Below are 17710 nucleotides of genomic sequence, written 5' to 3' on the forward strand. Positions count from 1 at the left end.
ATGAAATCAGACATGGCCTGGTTGCAGCCGGATGCGCACTTCGACGCCGATGCCTGGGGCGCTCCGGTGCTGGGGATCGCGGCCTCACTGGCGGATCACGACTCGGGTTGGCACCAGCATGCACGCGCGCAGCTGCTGTACACCCGGCAGGGCTGTACGCGCCTGACCTACGGTGACCGCGTCAGCCTGCTGCCGCCCGCGCGCGCGGCGTGGATTCCGGGTGGCCTGCGCCATCGTGCGCAGATGCGCCAGGCAGTCGACTACCGTTCGTTGTACTTCGACGCCACCCTGTCGGCCCAGCTGCCCCGGCAGCCGGCGATCATCGGCGTCGGTCCGCTGCTGCAGGCCTTGCTGGAGCCGATCGCGCAGGCGCCGTTCGACCATGACTGGCAGTCGCCGCGCGCGCACCATCAACTGGCGTTGTGCGTGCTGGAAATCGCCGCTGCACCGGTGGCGCCGATGGACCTGCCTTTACCGCGTGATCCGCGGATCGCACGTTGCCTGCCGCTGGCCGAACAGCTGCCGCCCGAACTGGGGGAGCTGGCCGCGCGCACGGGCCTGAGCGCGCGTACCGTCGGCCGGTTGATGCAGCGTGATACCGGCATGAGCTATCAGGCCTGGCGCCAGCAATGGCGCCTGATGCGGGCCATGGAGTTGCTGCTGCTGGGTCATCGCGTCGCGCATGTGGCGCAGGACACCGGCTTCTCCGCCGAGAGCCCGTTCATCGCCTTCTTCCGCAGCATGACCGGCACCACTCCCGCCGCTTTCCAGCGCCACGCAAAAGGGGACGGAGGGGATTAAGTCGCTTTCGCCCCTTCGAAACACACCGTGGCAAAAACGACTTAATCCCCTCCGTCCCCTTTTCAACGAAAAACCCCGGCCTGCGCCGGGGTTTCTCATTTCATGCGTGTCAGCGATCAGCCGCCGCGCGGGCCGCTGCGGCGCGGGCCGCCCGGACCGCGGTTGCCGCCGGGGCCACCCGGGCCACGGTTGCTACCCGGACCACCCGGGCCGCGATTACCGCCCGGACCGCGGTTGCCGCCGCCCGGACCGCGACCGCCCGGACGGGCGCCCTGTGCCGGCTTCGGGCTGCCATACGGGTTGAAGCCCGGCGTGGCGTGGTCGGACGGGAAGCTCGGGGCATTGCCCGGATGGCCGTACGGGTGCTTGTTGCCCTGGCCCTGCGAGCGGTTGCCCGCACCGGCCGGACGACCCTGGCCGCCTGCGCCGCCACGGCCTTCACCGCCGAAACCGCCACGGCCCTGGCCGCCACCGGCGCCTGCGCCCGGACCCTTCGGCTTGCCATACGGACGGCCCTGGCCGCCTGCGCCCGGACCACGGGCACCGGGGCCACGTGCGCCCGGGCCGGCATTGCGATGGCCGCTCGGGCCGGTGCTCACGCCATCCGGCACGTACCAGGTGCGGAACGCGGCCGGGTTGCCTTCCGGCAGCGAACGGTCGTTCTTCTGGGCGCGCTGCTTGAACGGCTTCTGCGACTGCTTGGCTGCCGCTTCACCGCTGACCGTCAGGCCACCCTTGAAGCCGCCGCCCTTGCCGCCGCGACCACGGCCGCGGTCTTCGCGGACGTTATCGAAACGACGCAGCTCGCGGCCCTCGTCGGCGGTGTTGTGGCCGTTGACGTAGGCGTTGCCGCGGCCACCTTCGCGCACGCGCACGGTGGTCTTGGCGGCGCGGCGCTGGCCGATCACCGGCTGCAGCGTCAGTGCCGACGGCGCGCCTTCTTCCAGCTTCAGCTGCGCGCGCAGGGCTTCAACCTGCGTGGTGCCCAGTTCCACCGAATGGCCGCGGGCCAGTTCGCGCGGCAGGCTCACCTTGCCGTAGCGGGTGCGCTTCAGGCGGCTGACCTGGCAGCCCTGCGACTCCCACAGGCGGCGCACTTCGCGGTTGCGGCCTTCCTTCACCACGACGCGGAACCAGTCGTGCGAGTCGGTGCCGCCGATGCGTTCGATCTCGTCGAACTTGGCCGGGCCGTCTTCCAGTGCCACGCCACGGGTGAGGCGGTCGACGATGGCGTCGGAGACCTTTTCCTCGCCTTCCGGCGCACGCACGCGGACCACGTATTCGCGCTCGACCTCGAACGACGGGTGCATCATGGCGTTGGCCAGTTCACCGTCGGTGGTGGCCAGCAGCAGGCCGGTGGTGTTGATGTCCAGGCGGCCGATCGCGATCCAGCGCGCGCCCTTCAGCGGCGGCAGCGATTCGAATACGGTGGGGCGGCCTTCCGGATCATCGCGGGTGGTCACTTCGCCTTCCGGCTTGTTGTAGACCAGCACGCGCGACGGCTCGGCCAGGGCGGTGGCGACGAAGCCACGGCCATCCAGCTCGATCTTGTCGCCACTCTTGACCGACATGCCGGTCTGCGCGACTTCACCGTTGACCTTGACCAGGCCTTCGGCGATGCGCTGTTCCAGCGCGCGGCGCGAGCCGAGGCCGGCCTGGGCCAGCACCTTGTGCAGGCGCTCTTCCAGCTTGAACTGTTCGGAGGTGGCTTCGCGCTTCAGCGAGAGCTTGTTACGGGGGGTGTCACTCATCAGTTTTGCTCCGGCCGACGGTTTCGAGGTCGGCCTCTGGTTCGGAATCGGCTTGGTCAACAGCCACGGTCGTCATCGCGACGGCGTTGTCTTCGCGTTCGTTCACTGGCACCGCGCGCTCGCCCGGCGCGGAATCGGGGTGCCCATCATCGAGGGGCGAAGGTGCTTGCTCATCGATAGCCGCCGCAGGAGCTGCGTCGGCGGAATCGGGGGTGTCACTGCCGGCCAGGCCGGCATCATCGTTCGCGGCAGCGCCTTCGTCGCCGGCCGAGATGTCAGGACCGTCGGCGCTTGCTGCTGCGGGCGCATCGCGGTCCAGGGACAGCTGGGGTTCCAGCTCGCCCAGGTCCTTCAGTTCCGACAGAGGCGGCAGCTCATCCAATCGCTTCAGGCCGAAATAATCCAGAAAGCCCTTGGTGGTGCCGAACAGCGCAGGCTTGCCGGGCACATCGCGGTGGCCGACCACGCGGATCCACTCGCGTTCTTCCAGTGCCTGGATGATGTTGCTGCTGACCGCCACGCCGCGTACCTGCTCGATCTCGCCGCGGGTGATCGGTTGCCGGTAGGCGATCAGCGCCAGGGTTTCCAGGGTGGCGCGGGTGTAACGGGTCTTGCGTTCGGTCCACAGCCGGCTGATCCAGCCATGCACTTCGCCGGTCACCTGGTAGCGGAAGCCGGAGGCGACCTCGACCAGTTCCACGCCGCGGCCTTCGCAGGCTTCGCGCAGGCGTTCCAGCGCGCGTTCGATGCTGCCCGGCGGTGCCGGTTCCTCTTCCGGGAACAGGTCCTTCAGCTGGGCCAGGGTGAGCGGCTGACTGGAGGCCAGCAAGGCACCCTCGACAATGCGGTTGATCAGCAGTTGATCCATCGGCAGTCAGCGCTCACTCGTCTGCATTGGCGGCGTCGTTGTCGTCGAACTCGCTGCTGAACTGCAGCGGGGCGTTGGTGTTGCCGGCGGCCAGCGATTTCACGTAGATCGGCGCCAGTGGTTCTTCCTGGACGATGTCCAGCAGCTGTTCCTTGGCCAGTTCCAGCACCGCCAGGAACGTGACCAGCACGCCCAGCTTGCCTTCTTCGGCCGTGAACAGCCCTTCAAAACGATAGAACTTGCCATCTTCCAGGCGTCCCAGCACTTCGCCCATGCGTTGCCGCACGCTCAATGCCTCACGCTTGATGGCGTGACCGCTGAACAGCTCGGCGCGCTTGAGCACGTCGTGCAGGGCCAGCAGCATCTCCTTCAGGTCCACCGGCGGCGGCAGCTTCACCGTGGCGCGTTCGGGCATGAAGGCGTGCGCCACCGTCGTGTCGCGGTCCTGGCGGGGCAGGGCATCGATGTCCTCGGCGGCCTGCTTGAAACGTTCGTACTCCTGCAGCCGGCGCACCAGTTCGGCGCGCGGGTCGGCTTCATCGCCTTCCTCGCTGACCGGGCGCGGCAGCAGCATGCGCGACTTCACCTCGGCCAGGATCGCTGCCATCACCAGGTACTCGGCGGCCAGCTCGAAGCGCAGCTCGCGCATCACGGTGATGTATTCCACGTACTGCCGGGTGATCTCGGCTACCGGAATGTCCAGGACATCCAGGTTCTGGCGGCGGATCAGGTACAGCAGCAGGTCCAGCGGGCCTTCGAAGGCATCCAGGATGACTTCCAGCGCGTCCGGCGGAATGTACAGGTCCTGCGGAATCTGCAGGACCGGTTGCCCATGCACCACGGCCAGCGGCATTTCCTGCTGCTGTGGGGCGGGCGGCCGGGTTGGCGGGTTCGCGTCGAGCGCGAGTTCGGAAGTCATCTAATGGACATCAGGATTGCAACGGACCAGTCGCGGCACCGGGTTAGCCGGGCCAACGCCACGGAGCCCCAGGGCACCAGACACGCCGGGATCGGCGCGATTCCACACATATCAAACAGCAGGACGCGCCGCACGAAACGGCGGCGACGGAACTACGGGGAGGTCGTCTACGTGGCCCGGCCAGGTGGACCGGTTTGAAGCAGCGGGACGGTCGTCGGGGGCTGCGTTGGCCGCAAAAACCGACGGGCTGCTGCATCCAGCCACGTGCAATGGAGTCTAGGGTAAGCCTTTGTTGCGCCAGTGTCCAGCCGGGCCGGGGCAGGGTCGCATTGGCTAGAATCTGCGGACCCGACAACGCAAGCGAGGAAATGCCGGTGTGGTATGTGATCGAAGGGTATGACGGCCAGGATGTGCTGGCGCAGCGGCTGCAGGCGCGGCCGGAACACCTGGCGCGGTTGCACGCGCTGCGCGACGAGGGACGCCTGCTGCTGGCCGGCCCGTGCCCGGCGGTGGACAGTGAAGACCCGGGCCCGGCCGGTTACAGCGGCTCGGTGGTGATCGCGCAGTTCGAGTCGCTGCTGCAGGCCCAGGCCTGGGCCGACGCCGATCCGTACGTGGCCGCCGGCGTCTACACCCGCGTGCAGGTGCGACCGTTCCGCAAGGTGTTGCCGTGAGCGCGGAACGGATCTCGCGAATGCGTGATGCGCTGCAGCATGCCCTGGCGCCGAGCGTGCTCGAGATCGAAGACGACAGCCATCGCCACGCAGGCCATGCCGGTGCGCGCGATGGCCGCGGCCATTTCAACGTGCATGTGGTGAGTGAACGCTTTGCCGGACTGGGCCCGCTGGCCCGGCATCGCGCGGTGTACGCCGCGCTGGGGGCGATGATGGAGACCGACATCCACGCGTTGTCCATCCGCGCGCAGACCCCGTCAGAACAGGGCTGAGCCCTTGTCCCACGCTGTCCTGGCGGGTCCCCGCGGGGGCCCGCTGCAGACAGATTTCCATGTCCATTTCGGGACATTCGCCTAACGGACTGTTTACAAGCCCAGATGGAAACGCTTACATTCCGCGCCAATGCTGGTAGGTCCAAGCCGTGGAGGGCGGCTTCGTGAACAAGGCAGCTATCACAATCAAAGACGTCGCACGCGAAGCCCGGGTCTCCGTGGCCACGGTTTCCCGCGCGCTCAACGGGCATGAAAATGTCGCCGAACCGGTCCGCCAGCTTGTGCTGGAGGTCGCCGCACGGCTGCGTTACACCCCGCACGCCGCCGCCCGCAGCCTGAGCAGCCGCCGCACCAATACGGTGGGCGTGGTGTTGCCGGACCTGTACGGCGAATTCTTCTCCGAGCTGATGCGCGGCATCGACGGGGTGGCCCGCAACCGCCGCCAGCACCTGCTGGTGTCCAGCTACCACGGTGACCAGGAGCAGCAGGGTGCGGCCCTGCGCGCCATGCGCGGCCGCGTCGACGGCCTGCTGGTGCTCTCGCCCTATGCCGAGAGCCCCGGTTTCCTGACCGACAACCTGCCGCAGTCGTTGCCGACGGTGTTGATCAACACCTATCTGCCCGGGCAGGACCACCCGGTGCTGAGCATCGACGACCATGCCGGTGCGATGGCGATGACCCGTCATCTGCTTGACGCTGGCCACCGTCGCATCGCTTTCATTTCTGGCCCGGATCTCAACTTCGACGCGCGCGAGCGCCTGCGCGGCTTCCGTGACGCGCTGGCGGCTTTTGGCGGTGGCGCCGAAGGCATCGAGCTGCCCGGTGATTTCGACGAAGCTTCCGGCCATCGCGCCGGTCAGGAGTTGCTGGCAGCCGGAGCGCTGCCTGATGCCGTGTTCGCCGCCAACGACATGATGGCGCTGGGCTGCCTGTATGCGTTCACGCAGGCAGGGGTCCGTGTCCCGGCCGATGTGGCCCTGGCGGGTTTCGATGATATTCCACTGGCGCGTTTCGTCCACCCGTCGCTGACCACCATGCAGGTCAGCATCGCCGAGCTCGGCGACCGGGCCATGACGCGCCTGCTGCAGTTGATGGACGGCACCTCCACGGACGGGACAGGGGATAAGCAGACCCTGGTTCCCCGCTTGATAGTTCGCGATTCCACCACTCCGCCATCGGGCCGTTGAAGCCAGAGGCGTTCCTTCTTCTTTGATTGATCGCAGGTACCGCGCGAGCGGTTACCGCCACCCGGAGATTGAGTTGATGATGCACACCACCTTCCGCACGCCGGCGCGCCGGCTGCTGAGCACCGCACTGGTCAGCTGCCTGATGCTGGCCGCCGCCCCGAACGTCATGGCGCAGTCGGCCAATGCCAGCCTGCGCGGCCAGGTGTCCGGCGCCCAGGCCGGCACCGAAGTGACCGCCACCAACATCGCCACAGGCACCGTCCGTCGCGGCACCGTCCGTGCCGATGGCAGCTACTCGCTGATGGGCCTGGACCCGGGCACCTACGACGTGGTCGCCAACGGCCAGTCGCAGAAGGTCACCGTCACCGTGGCCTCGACCGCGACGCTGAACTTTGCCGGCGCTGCCAGCAGCACCCCGGGTTCGACCGCGGCCACCAACCTGGACACCGTCAACGTCGTCGCGCCGACCCTGCTGCAGGAAGTGCGCACGTCCGAAGTCGGCAAGACCGTCAGCCTGCAGCAGATCCAGACCACCCCGCAGGTCTCGCGCAACTTCCTGGAGTTCGCCGACGCGGTGCCGGGCATGATCTTCACCCGCGATGCCAAGGGCAACACTTCGCTGCGTGGCGGCGCGACCAACTCCGACGGCACCAACGTCTACATCGACGGCGTGGGCCAGAAGAGCTACGTCAAGGGTGGCGGCATTTCCGGCCAGTCCGGCAGCGCGGGTAATCCGTTCCCGCAGTTGGCCATCGGTGAGTACAAGGTCATCACCGGCAACTACAAGGCCGAGTACGGCCAGGTGTCCAGCGCCGCGATCACCGCCGCGACCAAGTCGGGTACCAACGAGTTCAAGGGTGAGACCTTCTACCGTTATACCAACGAAAGCATGCGTGCGATGACCCCGGCCGAACGCCAGCCGGGCAAGAGCAAGGAAGACTCGGCCGAGAAGGAGTACGGCTTCGCGCTGGGTGGCCCGATCATCAAGGACAAGGCCCACTTCTTTGTCACCTATGAAGCCAAGCGCTTCGACCTGCCAGTGACCATCGCGCCGGACGGTGCCGTCACTCCGTCGGCCGCCAATCTGCCCGCTGACGGTGCCGCAGGCCTTGGCCCGGCCAGCCAGCCGTTCCAGCAGGACCTGATCTTCGCCAAGATCGACTTCGAACCGACTGACAACGATCGCATCGAACTGACCTTCCAGGACCGCGACGAAACCCAGCAGCAGTTCAGTGGCCAGACCGCCAAGGTGCACGGCAAGGTCGTGGACAACACCGACCGCCGTTACGCGCTGCGCTGGAACCACAGCGGTGAGCGTTTCTACAACGAATTGATGGTTACCCACGAGGAGGCCTTCAACAATCCGCTGCCGTTGACCATCGGCAACGGCATCATCTACACCGCACCGGATTTCGGCGACTCGGACGCCAACCGCCCGCAGGAGAAGACCCTCGTCCAGGTTGGCGCGGCTGATGCCTTCGCTTCGCAGGTGAAGGGCCAGAAGGGCTGGGCGATCGAGGACAACCTGACCCTGGACGGCCTGCAGTGGGCGGGCGACCACACCATCAAGATGGGCGCCAAGTACAAGCAGATTGATCTGTACGCCTCCGATGCGGCGCAGATCAATCCGCAGTTCTTCTACACCATCGACAATCCGGCTTTCCCCTCGAGCACGCCGTATAAGGCGCAGTTCACCAAGGCCAGCACCGGCGTCACCGGCGTGCAGTCCGAAGTGCGTGCCAAGGTCAAGCAGATTGGTCTGTTCATCCAGGATGACTGGCAGGTCAACGATCATCTGCAGCTGAATATCGGCCTGCGGTGGGACTACGAAAAGAACCCCGTATATACCGATTTCGTGACCCCGCCGGAGGTTGTGAAGGCCCTGTTCTCGCAGGATCCAAATGCGCCGGTGGGCGTGTCCCAGACCTATGCGCAGACGCTGGCGCTCAGCGGCCTGAACGTCAACGACTACATCAGCACCGGCCACAACCGCAAGAACTTCAAGAATGCCTGGCAGCCGCGCCTGGGCTTCTCGTATGACGTCAACGCTGACGAACGGCACGTGTTCCATGGTGGCGCCGGCCGGTCCTATGATCGCGACCTGTTCGACAACCTGGCGCTGGAAACCACGAAGCTGGCACTGCCGCAGCCGACCGTCTATTTCCGCAACCCGGCCACCGGCAACTGCATGTACGGCCAGACTCCGTGCTTTGACTGGAATCCGAACTTGATGAACGGCATCGAGAACGTGCAGGCACTGCTGGGTTCGACCAGCAATGAAGGCATGGAGGTCGATCTGCTGAACAACAACATGAAGGTGCCGTACGCCGACCAGTTCAGCTTGGGCATGAGCAACCAGTTCGGTGAGTGGCTGACTGACGCGACGATCTCTCGCACGCTGACCTATGATGGCTTTGCCTTCACCCTGGGCAACCGCTTCAACAACGGCAACTTCTTCGATAACCAGATGCTGTGTGGTGCCAAGGAGCCGACCTACGGCCAGCCGTGGAACTGCAACATTCCGGGCTTCGGCAGCCTGATCATCGGCCAGCAGGGCATCAAGACCCGTTCGACCCAGGTGCTGCTGTCGGCGCAGAAGCCGTACAGCAAGGAAAGCGGTTGGGGCACCTCGATCGCCTATACCTGGACCAACGCGCGTCACAACCGCAACATCAACGAGCATTACTCGTTCGATCGCGGCACCATCGGTGAGTACCCGACGATCAAGTCCAACGGCGCGCCGCGCCACCGCTTGGTGGTCACCGGCTCGTATGACGGCTTCTGGGGCATCACCTTCGGTGGCAAGCTGACCCTGGCCACGCCGACGCCGGGCAATGACTGGTCCTGCATCGCGCAGGCCGGCACCGCCAACTGCCTGCCGACTCCGGCTGCGGGTACTCCGGGTGGCAATGGCCGCTTCCTGCTCGGTGGCAAGATCTTCGGCTACCGCTCGCTGGACCTGCAGGCGACCAAGACCTTCAAGCTGGCTGGCGATACCGAGCTGTATGCACGTATCGACATCATCAACGTGCTCAACTTCGACAACTTCTCGAACCTGAACTACGTGAAGAGCGATGGCAAGTTGCTGGTGAGCTACAACGAGACCGGCGACGTGATTGGTACCCCGCGTCAGGTGAAGGCCGAAGTGGGCTTCCGCTTCTAAGCGGAACCGCCTGATGCTGTACTCCGATGCCGCCGTTCCGCCGGCGGCATCGGCTGCTTGAAAACGGCAATGGCCGGTCCCGCGCCGGTCCATTGCCCATGCCGCTGCCGGCCAGGGGGCAGCGGCATGGGCAATGATCGCGGTGTCAAACCACGTCTTTCGTGGTTTTTTCAGAACGCATCTTGTAAACGATTTCAGATCATTGGACGGTATGCTTTCCCATCGATCAGACCACCGGAGAAATCGCGCCATGCAGGCACGCCATCTGTTGTCCGCCGCAGCGTTGAGCCTGGCCGTGGCCGCCTGCCAGCCGGCCCAGCAGGAACCTGCCAAGCCGCGGCCGCCGGTGATCCTGATCGAGGCCGATGCACCGCCGCGGCCGATGAAGCCGGTGCTGCCGCCGTTGTTCGATGACATCGAGCGTCGTACCTTCCAGTTCTTCTGGGATACCACCAACGAGATCAATGGCCTGACCCCGGACCGCTATCCGTCGCGGCCGTTCGCCAGCATCGCCTCGGTCGGCTTCGCACTGACCGCGTACCCGATCGGCATCGAGAACGGCTGGGTCAGCCGCAACCAGGCGATCGACCGCACCCTGACCACGCTGAAGTTCTTCCGCGACGTGCCGATGGGCCCGCAGCGCACCGGCAAGGCCGGCTACAAGGGCTTCTACTACCACTTCCTGGACATGCAGGAAGGGCGTCGCTACGACAGCTGGGTTGAGCTGTCCTCGGTGGATACCGCGCTGCTGATGATGGGCGTGCTGTTCGCGCAGTCGTACTACGACGGCGACGATCCGCGTGAGAAGGAGATCCGCCAGATCGCCGACACGTTGTACAAGAAGGTCGACTGGCCGTGGCTGCAGCAGCGTGCACCGCTGATCTCGATGGGCTGGTTCCCCGAGAGCGGCTTCATCGACCACGACTGGATGGGCTACAACGAGGCGATGATGGTCTACATCCTTGCCCTGGGCTCGCCGACGCACCCGGTCAGCCCGGATGCGTGGACGGTGTGGACGCGTACCTATGACAACGACTGGGGCGTCTACCAGGGCCAGGAATACCTGTCCTTCGGCCCGCTGTTCGGCCACCAGTACAGCCACGTCTGGATCGACTTCCGCGATATCCAGGATGCGTACATGCGCGAGCGCGGCAGCACCTACTTCCTCAACAGCCGCTCGGCCGCACTGGCCCAGCGCGAGTACGCCATCGCCAACCCGATGCAGTGGAAGGAGTATGGCGAGAATGTGTGGGGCCTGACCGCCAGTGATGGACCACAGAACACCACCCAGGACTATCGCGGCGAGCAGCGCCAGTTCCGCCATTACTCCTCGCGCGGCGCCGGCCTGCGCGAGAACTTCGATGACGGCACCATCGCTCCCACCGCTGCGATCGCGTCGGTGGTGTTCGCGCCGGAGCAGGTGATTCCGGCCACGCTGGAGATGCACAAGCGCTTTGGCGATTACATCTACTCCAGCTACGGCTTCCTGGATTCATTCAACCCCAGCTTCAACTACGACATCCCGATCAAGACCGGCCGCCTGGTGCCGGATCGCGGCTGGGTCGCCAGCGATTACATCGCCATCGATCAGGGCCCGATCCTGACCATGATCGCCAACTACCGCGATGACTTCGTCTGGGAAGTCATGAAGAAGAACCCGTACATCCGCAAGGGCCTGGAACGGGCCGGGTTCAGTGGTGGCTGGCTGGCACCGGAAGGTTCGTTCCAGCCGCTGGAACTGCAGAAAGACGAAAAGGCCGCGGCGGCACGCGCGGTGGGTATCGCCGAATCACGCGCGGCTGCCGCGCAGGAACAGAAGAACAATGCCAACCGCACCACAGGCCAGGGCAAGTAACCCGATGCCGAACTGGATCGACCGCCTGCGCCGCTGGGCGCTGCCTGCCTTGGCCGCATTGGCCGTGGCCGGCTGTGCCCGTACCGATCCGGGCACCACCACCGTACGTTTCTGGGCGATGGGCCGCGAGGCGGAGGTGGTAAGCGAGCTGATCCATGAGTTCGAGGCCGAGAATCCGGGTATCAAGGTGGATGTGCAGAACATCCCGTGGACGGCCGCGCACGAGAAGCTGCTGACCGCGTTCGCCGCCGACGGCCTGCCGGACGTGTGCCAGCTGGGCAACACCTGGGTACCGGAGTTCGCCGAACTTGATGCGCTGACGCCGCTGCAGCCGTTCGTGCAGCGCTCGGCCGTGGTCGACCCGAAGGACTACTTCCAAGGCATCTGGGATACCAATGTGATCCACGGCGAGCTGGTGGGCGTGCCGTGGTATGTCGATACGCGCCTGATCTTCTACCGCAAGGATCTGCTGGCCAAGGCCGGTTACGACCACCCGCCGCGCACGTGGCAGGAGTGGGACGAACAGATGGCGGCTATCAAGCGCATGCAGGGCCCGAACCGCTATGCGGTGCTGATGCCGATCAACGAGTTCGAGCAGCAGCTGTCGCTCGCGCTGCAGCAGCCCGATCCGTTGCTGCGCGACGATGACACCCGCGGCAATTTCGCCAGCCCGGGGTTCCGCCGCACGCTGGCCTTCTACGCCAACATGTTCGAGCAGGGCTGGGCGCCGAAGATGTCCGAGACGCAGATCTCCAACGTCTGGGACGAGTTTTTCCGTGGTTTCAATGTGTTCTACATCTCCGGCCCCTGGAACATCCGCGAGTTCAAGAAGCTGCAGCCCAAGGAGCTGGAAGGGCAGTGGGGCACGGCCGCGTTGCCGGGTCCGGACGGTCCGGGCGCCGGTATTGCCGGTGGCACCAGCCTGGTGATCTTCCGCAAGTCGCAGCAGAAGGAAGCCTCCTGGAGGCTGATCGAGTTCCTGTCGCGCCCGGAAATCCAGGCCCGCTTCCATTCCATCATCGGCGACCTGCCGCCGCGTCGCAGTACCTGGAACGCACCGTCGCTGGCCAATGATCCTCTGGCCGCTGCGTTCCGTGACCAGCTGGAGCGGGTCAAGCCGACGCCGAAGGTGCTTGAGTGGGAGCGCATCGTGCAGGAAATGCGCATCGTCACCGAGAAGGTGGTGCGTGGTGGCCTGGCGCAGGACAAGGCCGTGGAAGAGCTGGACCAGCGCGTGGACAAGGTGCTGGCCAAGCGCCGCTGGATGCATGAACAACAACGCCTGCAGCAGCGCGTGCCGTCGCCGCAATCGAGCAGTGCCGTGGCCGCCGGGAGCGCGCAATGAAACGTACTTCGCTTGCCGGCTGGATTTTCGCCGGTCCCTCGCTGATCGTGCTGGGCATGTTCTTCGGCCTGCCGGTCGCCTCGGCGCTGGCGCTGAGCGTGACCGACTTCGACCTCTATGCACTGGCTGACAGCAGCAACCTGCGGTTCGTCGGCCTCGGCAACTACATCGACCTGCTGCAGACGCCGATGTTCTGGAAGTCGCTGTGGAACACCACCTACTTCGTGTTGATCGGCGTGCCGTTGTCGATTGGCGTGTCGCTGGGTGCGGCGATGCTGCTGAATGCACCGGCCGCACGCTTCAAGGCGCTGTTCCGCACCGCCCTGTTCGCGCCGGTGGTGACCACGCTGGTGGCGGTGGCGGTGATCTGGCGCTACCTGTTCCATACCAGCTACGGCCTGGTGAACTACGGCCTGGGCCATCTGGGCATCAGCCCGATCGACTGGCTGGGCGATCCCAACTGGGCGATGCCGACCATCATGCTGTTCGCGGTGTGGAAGAACTTCGGCTACAACATGGTGATCTTCCTGGCCGGCCTGCAGGCCATCCCGCATGATCTGTACGAGGCGGCCCGTATCGACGGTGCTTCGCGCTGGAAGCAGTTCCTGCACATCACCCTGCCGATGCTCGGCCCGGTGCTGCTGGTGGTCGGCGTGATCACCGTGTCGGGCTACTTCCAGCTGTTCGCCGAACCGTACGTGATGACCCGCGGCGACCCACTGCAGAGCACCGTCAGCGTGCTGTATTTCATGTTCGAGGAAGGCTTCAAGTGGTGGAACCTGGGGCGCGCCTCCGCAGTGGCGTTCCTGCTGTTCCTGATCATCCTGGCGGTGACCACCGTGATGCTGCGTTTCGGCCGCAAGAGGCAGTTGGTATGAGTCGTGAAATCGGCCAGTCGCGCTGGTACCCGTGGTTGATCAATGGTGCGTTGCTGGTGCTGGCCCTGGTCAGCCTGGCGCCGCTGCTGTGGATGCTCTCGGTCTCGTTCATGCCGCAGGGCGAGGCGACCCACTTCCCGCCGCCGCTGCTGCCATCGAGCATCACCACGCGCAACTACCATGAGTTGTTCGCGCGCACCGGCATGGGCGGCAACTTCGCCAACAGCCTGCTGGTGTCGGTCGGTATCACGCTGGGTTCGCTGCTGCTCAACACGATGGCCGGCTATGCCTTCGCCAAGCTGAACTTCGTCGGCCGCGAGCGCCTGTTCCAGGTGCTGATGGCGGCGCTGGTGATTCCGGCGCAGGTGGCGATGCTGCCGCTGTTCCTGCTGATGAAGCAGCTGGGCCTGGTCAACAGCTTCGGCGGCGTGATCGTGCCGGCGCTGGCCAGCGTGTTCGGCATCTTCCTGGTGCGGCAGTACGCGCGTTCGATTCCGGACGAGCTGCTGGAAGCGGCCCGCATCGACGGGGCAGGGGAGCTGCGCATCTTCTTCCAGATCGTGCTGCCGATGCTCAAGCCCGTGCTGGTGACCCTGGCGATCTTCACCTTCATGGGTGCATGGAACGATTTCATGTGGCCGTTGATCGTGTTGACCGATCAGGAGCACTACACTTTGCCGGTGGCGCTGGCCACCCTCTCGCGCGAGCACATCATGGACGTGGAAATGATGATGGCCGGCGCGGTGGTCACCGTGGTCCCGGTGCTGGCGCTGTTCCTGGTGCTGCAGCGGTACTACATCCAAGGTCTGTTGCTGGGGAGCGTCAAGGGATGAAGCGAGCGATCGCCGTTGGACTGTGCCTGTTGTGGACCTCCCTGGCGATCGCCGCCCCCCCGGCGCTGCCGGCACCGAAGGTGCTGGACGACTTCGACGACATCGCGGCCTGGAAGCTGGTGCTGTCCGACCAGGTCAGCGGTTCGCTTCGGCCGGTCAGCGGCGCCGGTGGTGGCCGCGCGCTGTGCCTGGACTATGACTTCCACGATGTCTCCGGCTACGTCGGCATCCGTCGCGCGCTGAACATCGAATACCCGGTCAATTACCGCTTCGGTTTCCAGCTGCGCGGTGATTCGCCGGGCAACGACCTGCAGTTCAAGCTGATCGATACCAGTGGCGACAACGTCTGGTGGGTCAACCGGCCCGGCTACAGCTTCCCCAAGGCGTGGACGCCGGTCGAGTACCGCCGCCGCCAGATCGACAAGGCGTGGGGTCCCTCGCCCGAGAAGGAGATGGCACGCAGTGCTGCGGTCGAGTTCACGATCTACAGCAAGGTCGGCGGCCGCGGCACGGTGTGCTTCGACAAGCTGACCCTGCAGGGCCTGCCAGCTCAGGATGATTCGGCGCTGGTGCCATCGGTGATTGCCGATACCGCCACCGCGCTGCAGGACCGCATGATCGACGGCAAGAGCGATACGTTCTGGATCAGTGGTGGCGTCAAGCAGCAGACCATCAGCCTGGACCTGCACAAGAGCCGCGAGATCGGCGGTGCGGTGATCGACTGGCTGCCGAATCTGGAAGCCCGCCGCTATACCGTGCGCACTTCCGAGGATGGCCGTGACTGGCGTACCGTGCGTGAAGTGACCAGTGGTGCCGGTGGCCGCGACTGGCTGGCGCTGCCGGACACCGATGCGCGCTACGTGCGCTTCGATCTGCAGGACGGGCCGAACTGGCGCTATGGCATCCGTGACATCACGCTCAAGCCGCTGGCCTTTGCCGCCACCCCGAACGCTTTTCTCTCCTCGGTCGCCGCCGACCTGCCACGCGGCTCGCTGCCACGTGCCTATGTGGGTGAGCAGCCGTACTGGACCCTGCTCGGCCTCGATGGCGGCCAGGAACAGGCGCTGATCAGCGAGGACGGCGCACTGGAGCCGGCCAAGGGCAGCTTCAGCATCGAACCGTTCATCCGCCTCGATGGCAAGCTGCTGGACTGGTCGAAGGTGGCGATCACCCAGTCGCTGCAGGATCATTACCTGCCGATCGCCAACGTCGATTGGGTGCATGAAAAGGTTGGCCTGGCGGTGACCGGCTTCGTGCAGGGCACGCCGGAGCGCGCGCAGCTGATCGGCCGCTACCGGCTGAGCAATCCGGACAAGGTCGCACACGAATACACCCTGGCACTGGCGATCCGTCCGTGGCAGGTCAATCCGCCCACGCAGTTCCTCAACACCGTCGGTGGCTTCAGCCGCATCGATGCACTGGATGTCGGCGAGCAGCTGGTACGGGTCAACGGCGAGCCGCGCCTCTATCCGCTGCAGGTGCCGGACGCGCGCTTTGCCAGTACGTTCGATGGCAAGCTCGATGCGATGCACCTGGCGGACGGCAAGTACCCGGCTGAGACCGCGGTGAAGGACAGCACCGGCATGGCGTCGGGCGCGTTGATCTATACGATCAAGCTCGAGCCTGGCCAGAGCCGCGAGGTGGCGGTGGTGCTGCCACAGACCGGTGGCTGGGCGCCGCAGGCGCTGGACGTGGCCAAGGCGCAGGCGCAGGTGGCCGAACAATGGCGCAAGAAGCTGGGCGTGGTCTCGCTGCAGGTGCCCGCTGCAGGCCAACCGCTGGTCGACACCCTGCGCACGGCGGTCGCGCACATGCTGATCTCGCGGGTCGGGCCGCGGCTGCAGCCGGGCACGCGTTCGTATGCGCGCAGCTGGATCCGCGATGGCGCGATGATTTCCGAGGGCCTGCTGCGCATGGGCCGCAGCGATGCGGTGCGTGACTACATCAACTGGTATGCGCCGTACCAGTTCGAGAACGGCAAGGTGCCGTGCTGCGTCGATGCGCGCGGCAGTGATCCGGTGCCGGAGAACGACAGCCATGGCGAGCTGATCTACAGCATCGCCGAGTACGGGCGTTACACCGGCGACAGCACCTTCACCGAGCTGATGTGGCCGCACGTGCAGGGCGCTTACACCTACATGGAGCAGCTGCGCGCCAGCGAGCGCACCGAAGAGAACCGCGCGCGCAACCCGGCGTTCTACGGGATGATGCCGGCCTCGATCAGCCACGAAGGCTATTCGGCCAAGCCGATGCACTCGTACTGGGACAACTTCTGGGCGTTGCGCGGCTACAAGGACGCGGCGCTGCTGGCGACCCAGCTGGGCAAGGTCGAGGCGATGCAGATTGCCGAATCGCGCGACCAGTTCAGGGATGACCTGCAGGCCTCGCTGTTGTCGGCGATGCAGCAGCACAGCATCGACTACCTGCCGGGCTCGGCCGAGCTGGGTGACTTCGACGCGACGTCGACCACCATCGCACTGGCCCCGGGCGGCGAGCAGGGCAGGCTGCCGCAGCAGGCGCTGGAGGCGACCTTCGAACGCTACTGGAACGAGTTCGTCGCGCGGCGCGATGGCAAGCGCGAGTGGAAGGACTACACCCCGTACGAATGGCGCAACGTGGCCGCGTTCGTGCGCCTGGGCTGGCGCGACCGCGCCTGGCAGGCCACCGAGTTCTTCTTCAAGGACCGCGCACCGCAGGCCTGGAACCAGTGGGCCGAAGTGGTCTCGCGCACGCCGCGCAAGCCGTTCTTCGTCGGTGACCTGCCGCATGCCTGGGTGGCCTCGGACTTCGTGCGCTCGGCCTTGGACATGTTCGCCTACAACCGTGACATGGACGATGCGCTGGTGCTGGCCGCCGGCGTACCGAGCGCGTGGCTGCAGGGTGAGGGTGTCGCGGTGCAGGGCCTGCGTACGCCACAGGGCCAGCTCAATTACCGCCTGCAGCGCAGCGACAAGCAGCTGGTGCTGGAGGTGCAGCCGGGCCTGGTGCCGCCGGTGGGGGGCGTGGTGCTGCCATGGCCGTACGCGGGTGATCCGGGCGAGGTGACGGTCAACGGCGAAGCCGCCGAGTGGATCAACAAGGAACTGCACGTGCACCAGCTGCCGGCGCGGATCGAGATCGAAGTGCCGAGCGCGGTGCGCCGCGCCGAGCGCAAGGGACAGTAA

General features: G+C 65.7%; 13 protein-coding genes. 10 read left to right on the plus strand and 3 right to left on the minus strand.

Going from position 1 to position 17710, the window contains the following annotated elements; all coding sequences use genetic code 11:
• Positions 1-12: 12 nt before the first annotated feature.
• Positions 13-801: an AraC family transcriptional regulator gene (locus AC5P8D_RS01010; protein ID WP_032129778.1), complete on the plus strand. Its 789-nt coding sequence runs from the start codon at positions 13-15 to the stop codon at positions 799-801.
• Between the two features lie 116 nt (positions 802-917).
• On the opposite strand, the gene AC5P8D_RS01015 is transcribed toward AC5P8D_RS01010, so the two are convergent.
• From AC5P8D_RS01015 to AC5P8D_RS01025, 3 genes are read right to left on the minus strand one after another with little or no spacing between them, the layout of a single operon-like run.
• The gene (locus tag AC5P8D_RS01015) at positions 918-2552 is read right to left on the minus strand and encodes a pseudouridine synthase (RefSeq protein ID WP_071306023.1); all 1635 of its coding nucleotides are present in this window, start codon (positions 2550-2552) and stop codon (positions 918-920) included.
• Positions 2545-3420: an SMC-Scp complex subunit ScpB gene (gene scpB / locus AC5P8D_RS01020; protein WP_019336635.1), complete on the minus strand. Its 876-nt coding sequence runs from the start codon at positions 3418-3420 to the stop codon at positions 2545-2547. The genes AC5P8D_RS01015 and scpB overlap by 8 nt, the downstream gene beginning before the upstream one ends.
• 13 nt (positions 3421-3433) lie before the next feature.
• On the minus strand, positions 3434-4339 hold the full coding sequence (locus tag AC5P8D_RS01025; RefSeq protein WP_010486714.1) for a segregation and condensation protein A: 906 nt from the start codon (positions 4337-4339) through the stop codon (positions 3434-3436).
• A 374-nt stretch (positions 4340-4713) separates the two neighbouring features.
• On the opposite strand from AC5P8D_RS01025, the gene AC5P8D_RS01030 reads away from it, so the two are divergent.
• From AC5P8D_RS01030 to AC5P8D_RS01070, 9 genes are all read left to right on the plus strand, one after another.
• On the plus strand, positions 4714-5013 hold the full coding sequence (locus AC5P8D_RS01030; RefSeq protein ID WP_029550673.1) for a YciI family protein: 300 nt from the start codon (positions 4714-4716) through the stop codon (positions 5011-5013).
• Entirely contained in the window at positions 5010-5285 is a 276-nt protein-coding gene (locus AC5P8D_RS01035) for a BolA family protein (RefSeq protein WP_019336633.1), read from the plus strand. Before AC5P8D_RS01030 ends, AC5P8D_RS01035 begins: the two co-directional genes overlap by 4 nt.
• A 149-nt stretch (positions 5286-5434) precedes the next feature.
• Entirely contained in the window at positions 5435-6472 is a 1038-nt protein-coding gene (locus tag AC5P8D_RS01040) for a LacI family DNA-binding transcriptional regulator (protein WP_125438023.1), read from the plus strand.
• 76 nt (positions 6473-6548) lie between these two features.
• Complete coding sequence (locus AC5P8D_RS01045) at positions 6549-9635, plus strand: TonB-dependent receptor (protein ID WP_329840936.1); 3087 nt, start codon at positions 6549-6551, stop codon at positions 9633-9635.
• 250 nt (positions 9636-9885) lie between these two features.
• Entirely contained in the window at positions 9886-11490 is a 1605-nt protein-coding gene (locus AC5P8D_RS01050) for a glucoamylase family protein (RefSeq protein WP_010486724.1), read from the plus strand.
• A 4-nt stretch (positions 11491-11494) separates the two neighbouring features.
• Positions 11495-12835, plus strand: coding sequence for a sugar ABC transporter substrate-binding protein (locus tag AC5P8D_RS01055; RefSeq protein WP_010486726.1), 1341 nt, complete (start codon positions 11495-11497; stop codon positions 12833-12835).
• Positions 12832-13713: a carbohydrate ABC transporter permease gene (locus AC5P8D_RS01060; protein WP_006378065.1), complete on the plus strand. Its 882-nt coding sequence runs from the start codon at positions 12832-12834 to the stop codon at positions 13711-13713. Before AC5P8D_RS01055 ends, AC5P8D_RS01060 begins: the two co-directional genes overlap by 4 nt.
• The gene (locus AC5P8D_RS01065) at positions 13710-14546 is read left to right on the plus strand and encodes a carbohydrate ABC transporter permease (protein ID WP_006378064.1); all 837 of its coding nucleotides are present in this window, start codon (positions 13710-13712) and stop codon (positions 14544-14546) included. The genes AC5P8D_RS01060 and AC5P8D_RS01065 overlap by 4 nt, the downstream gene beginning before the upstream one ends.
• A complete protein-coding gene (locus AC5P8D_RS01070) occupies positions 14543-17710 on the plus strand; it encodes a discoidin domain-containing protein (RefSeq protein WP_329840937.1) in 3168 nt (1055 codons plus the stop codon). Before AC5P8D_RS01065 ends, AC5P8D_RS01070 begins: the two co-directional genes overlap by 4 nt.

The organism is Stenotrophomonas sp. YJH_SMC_101-4, from assembly GCF_059370395.1.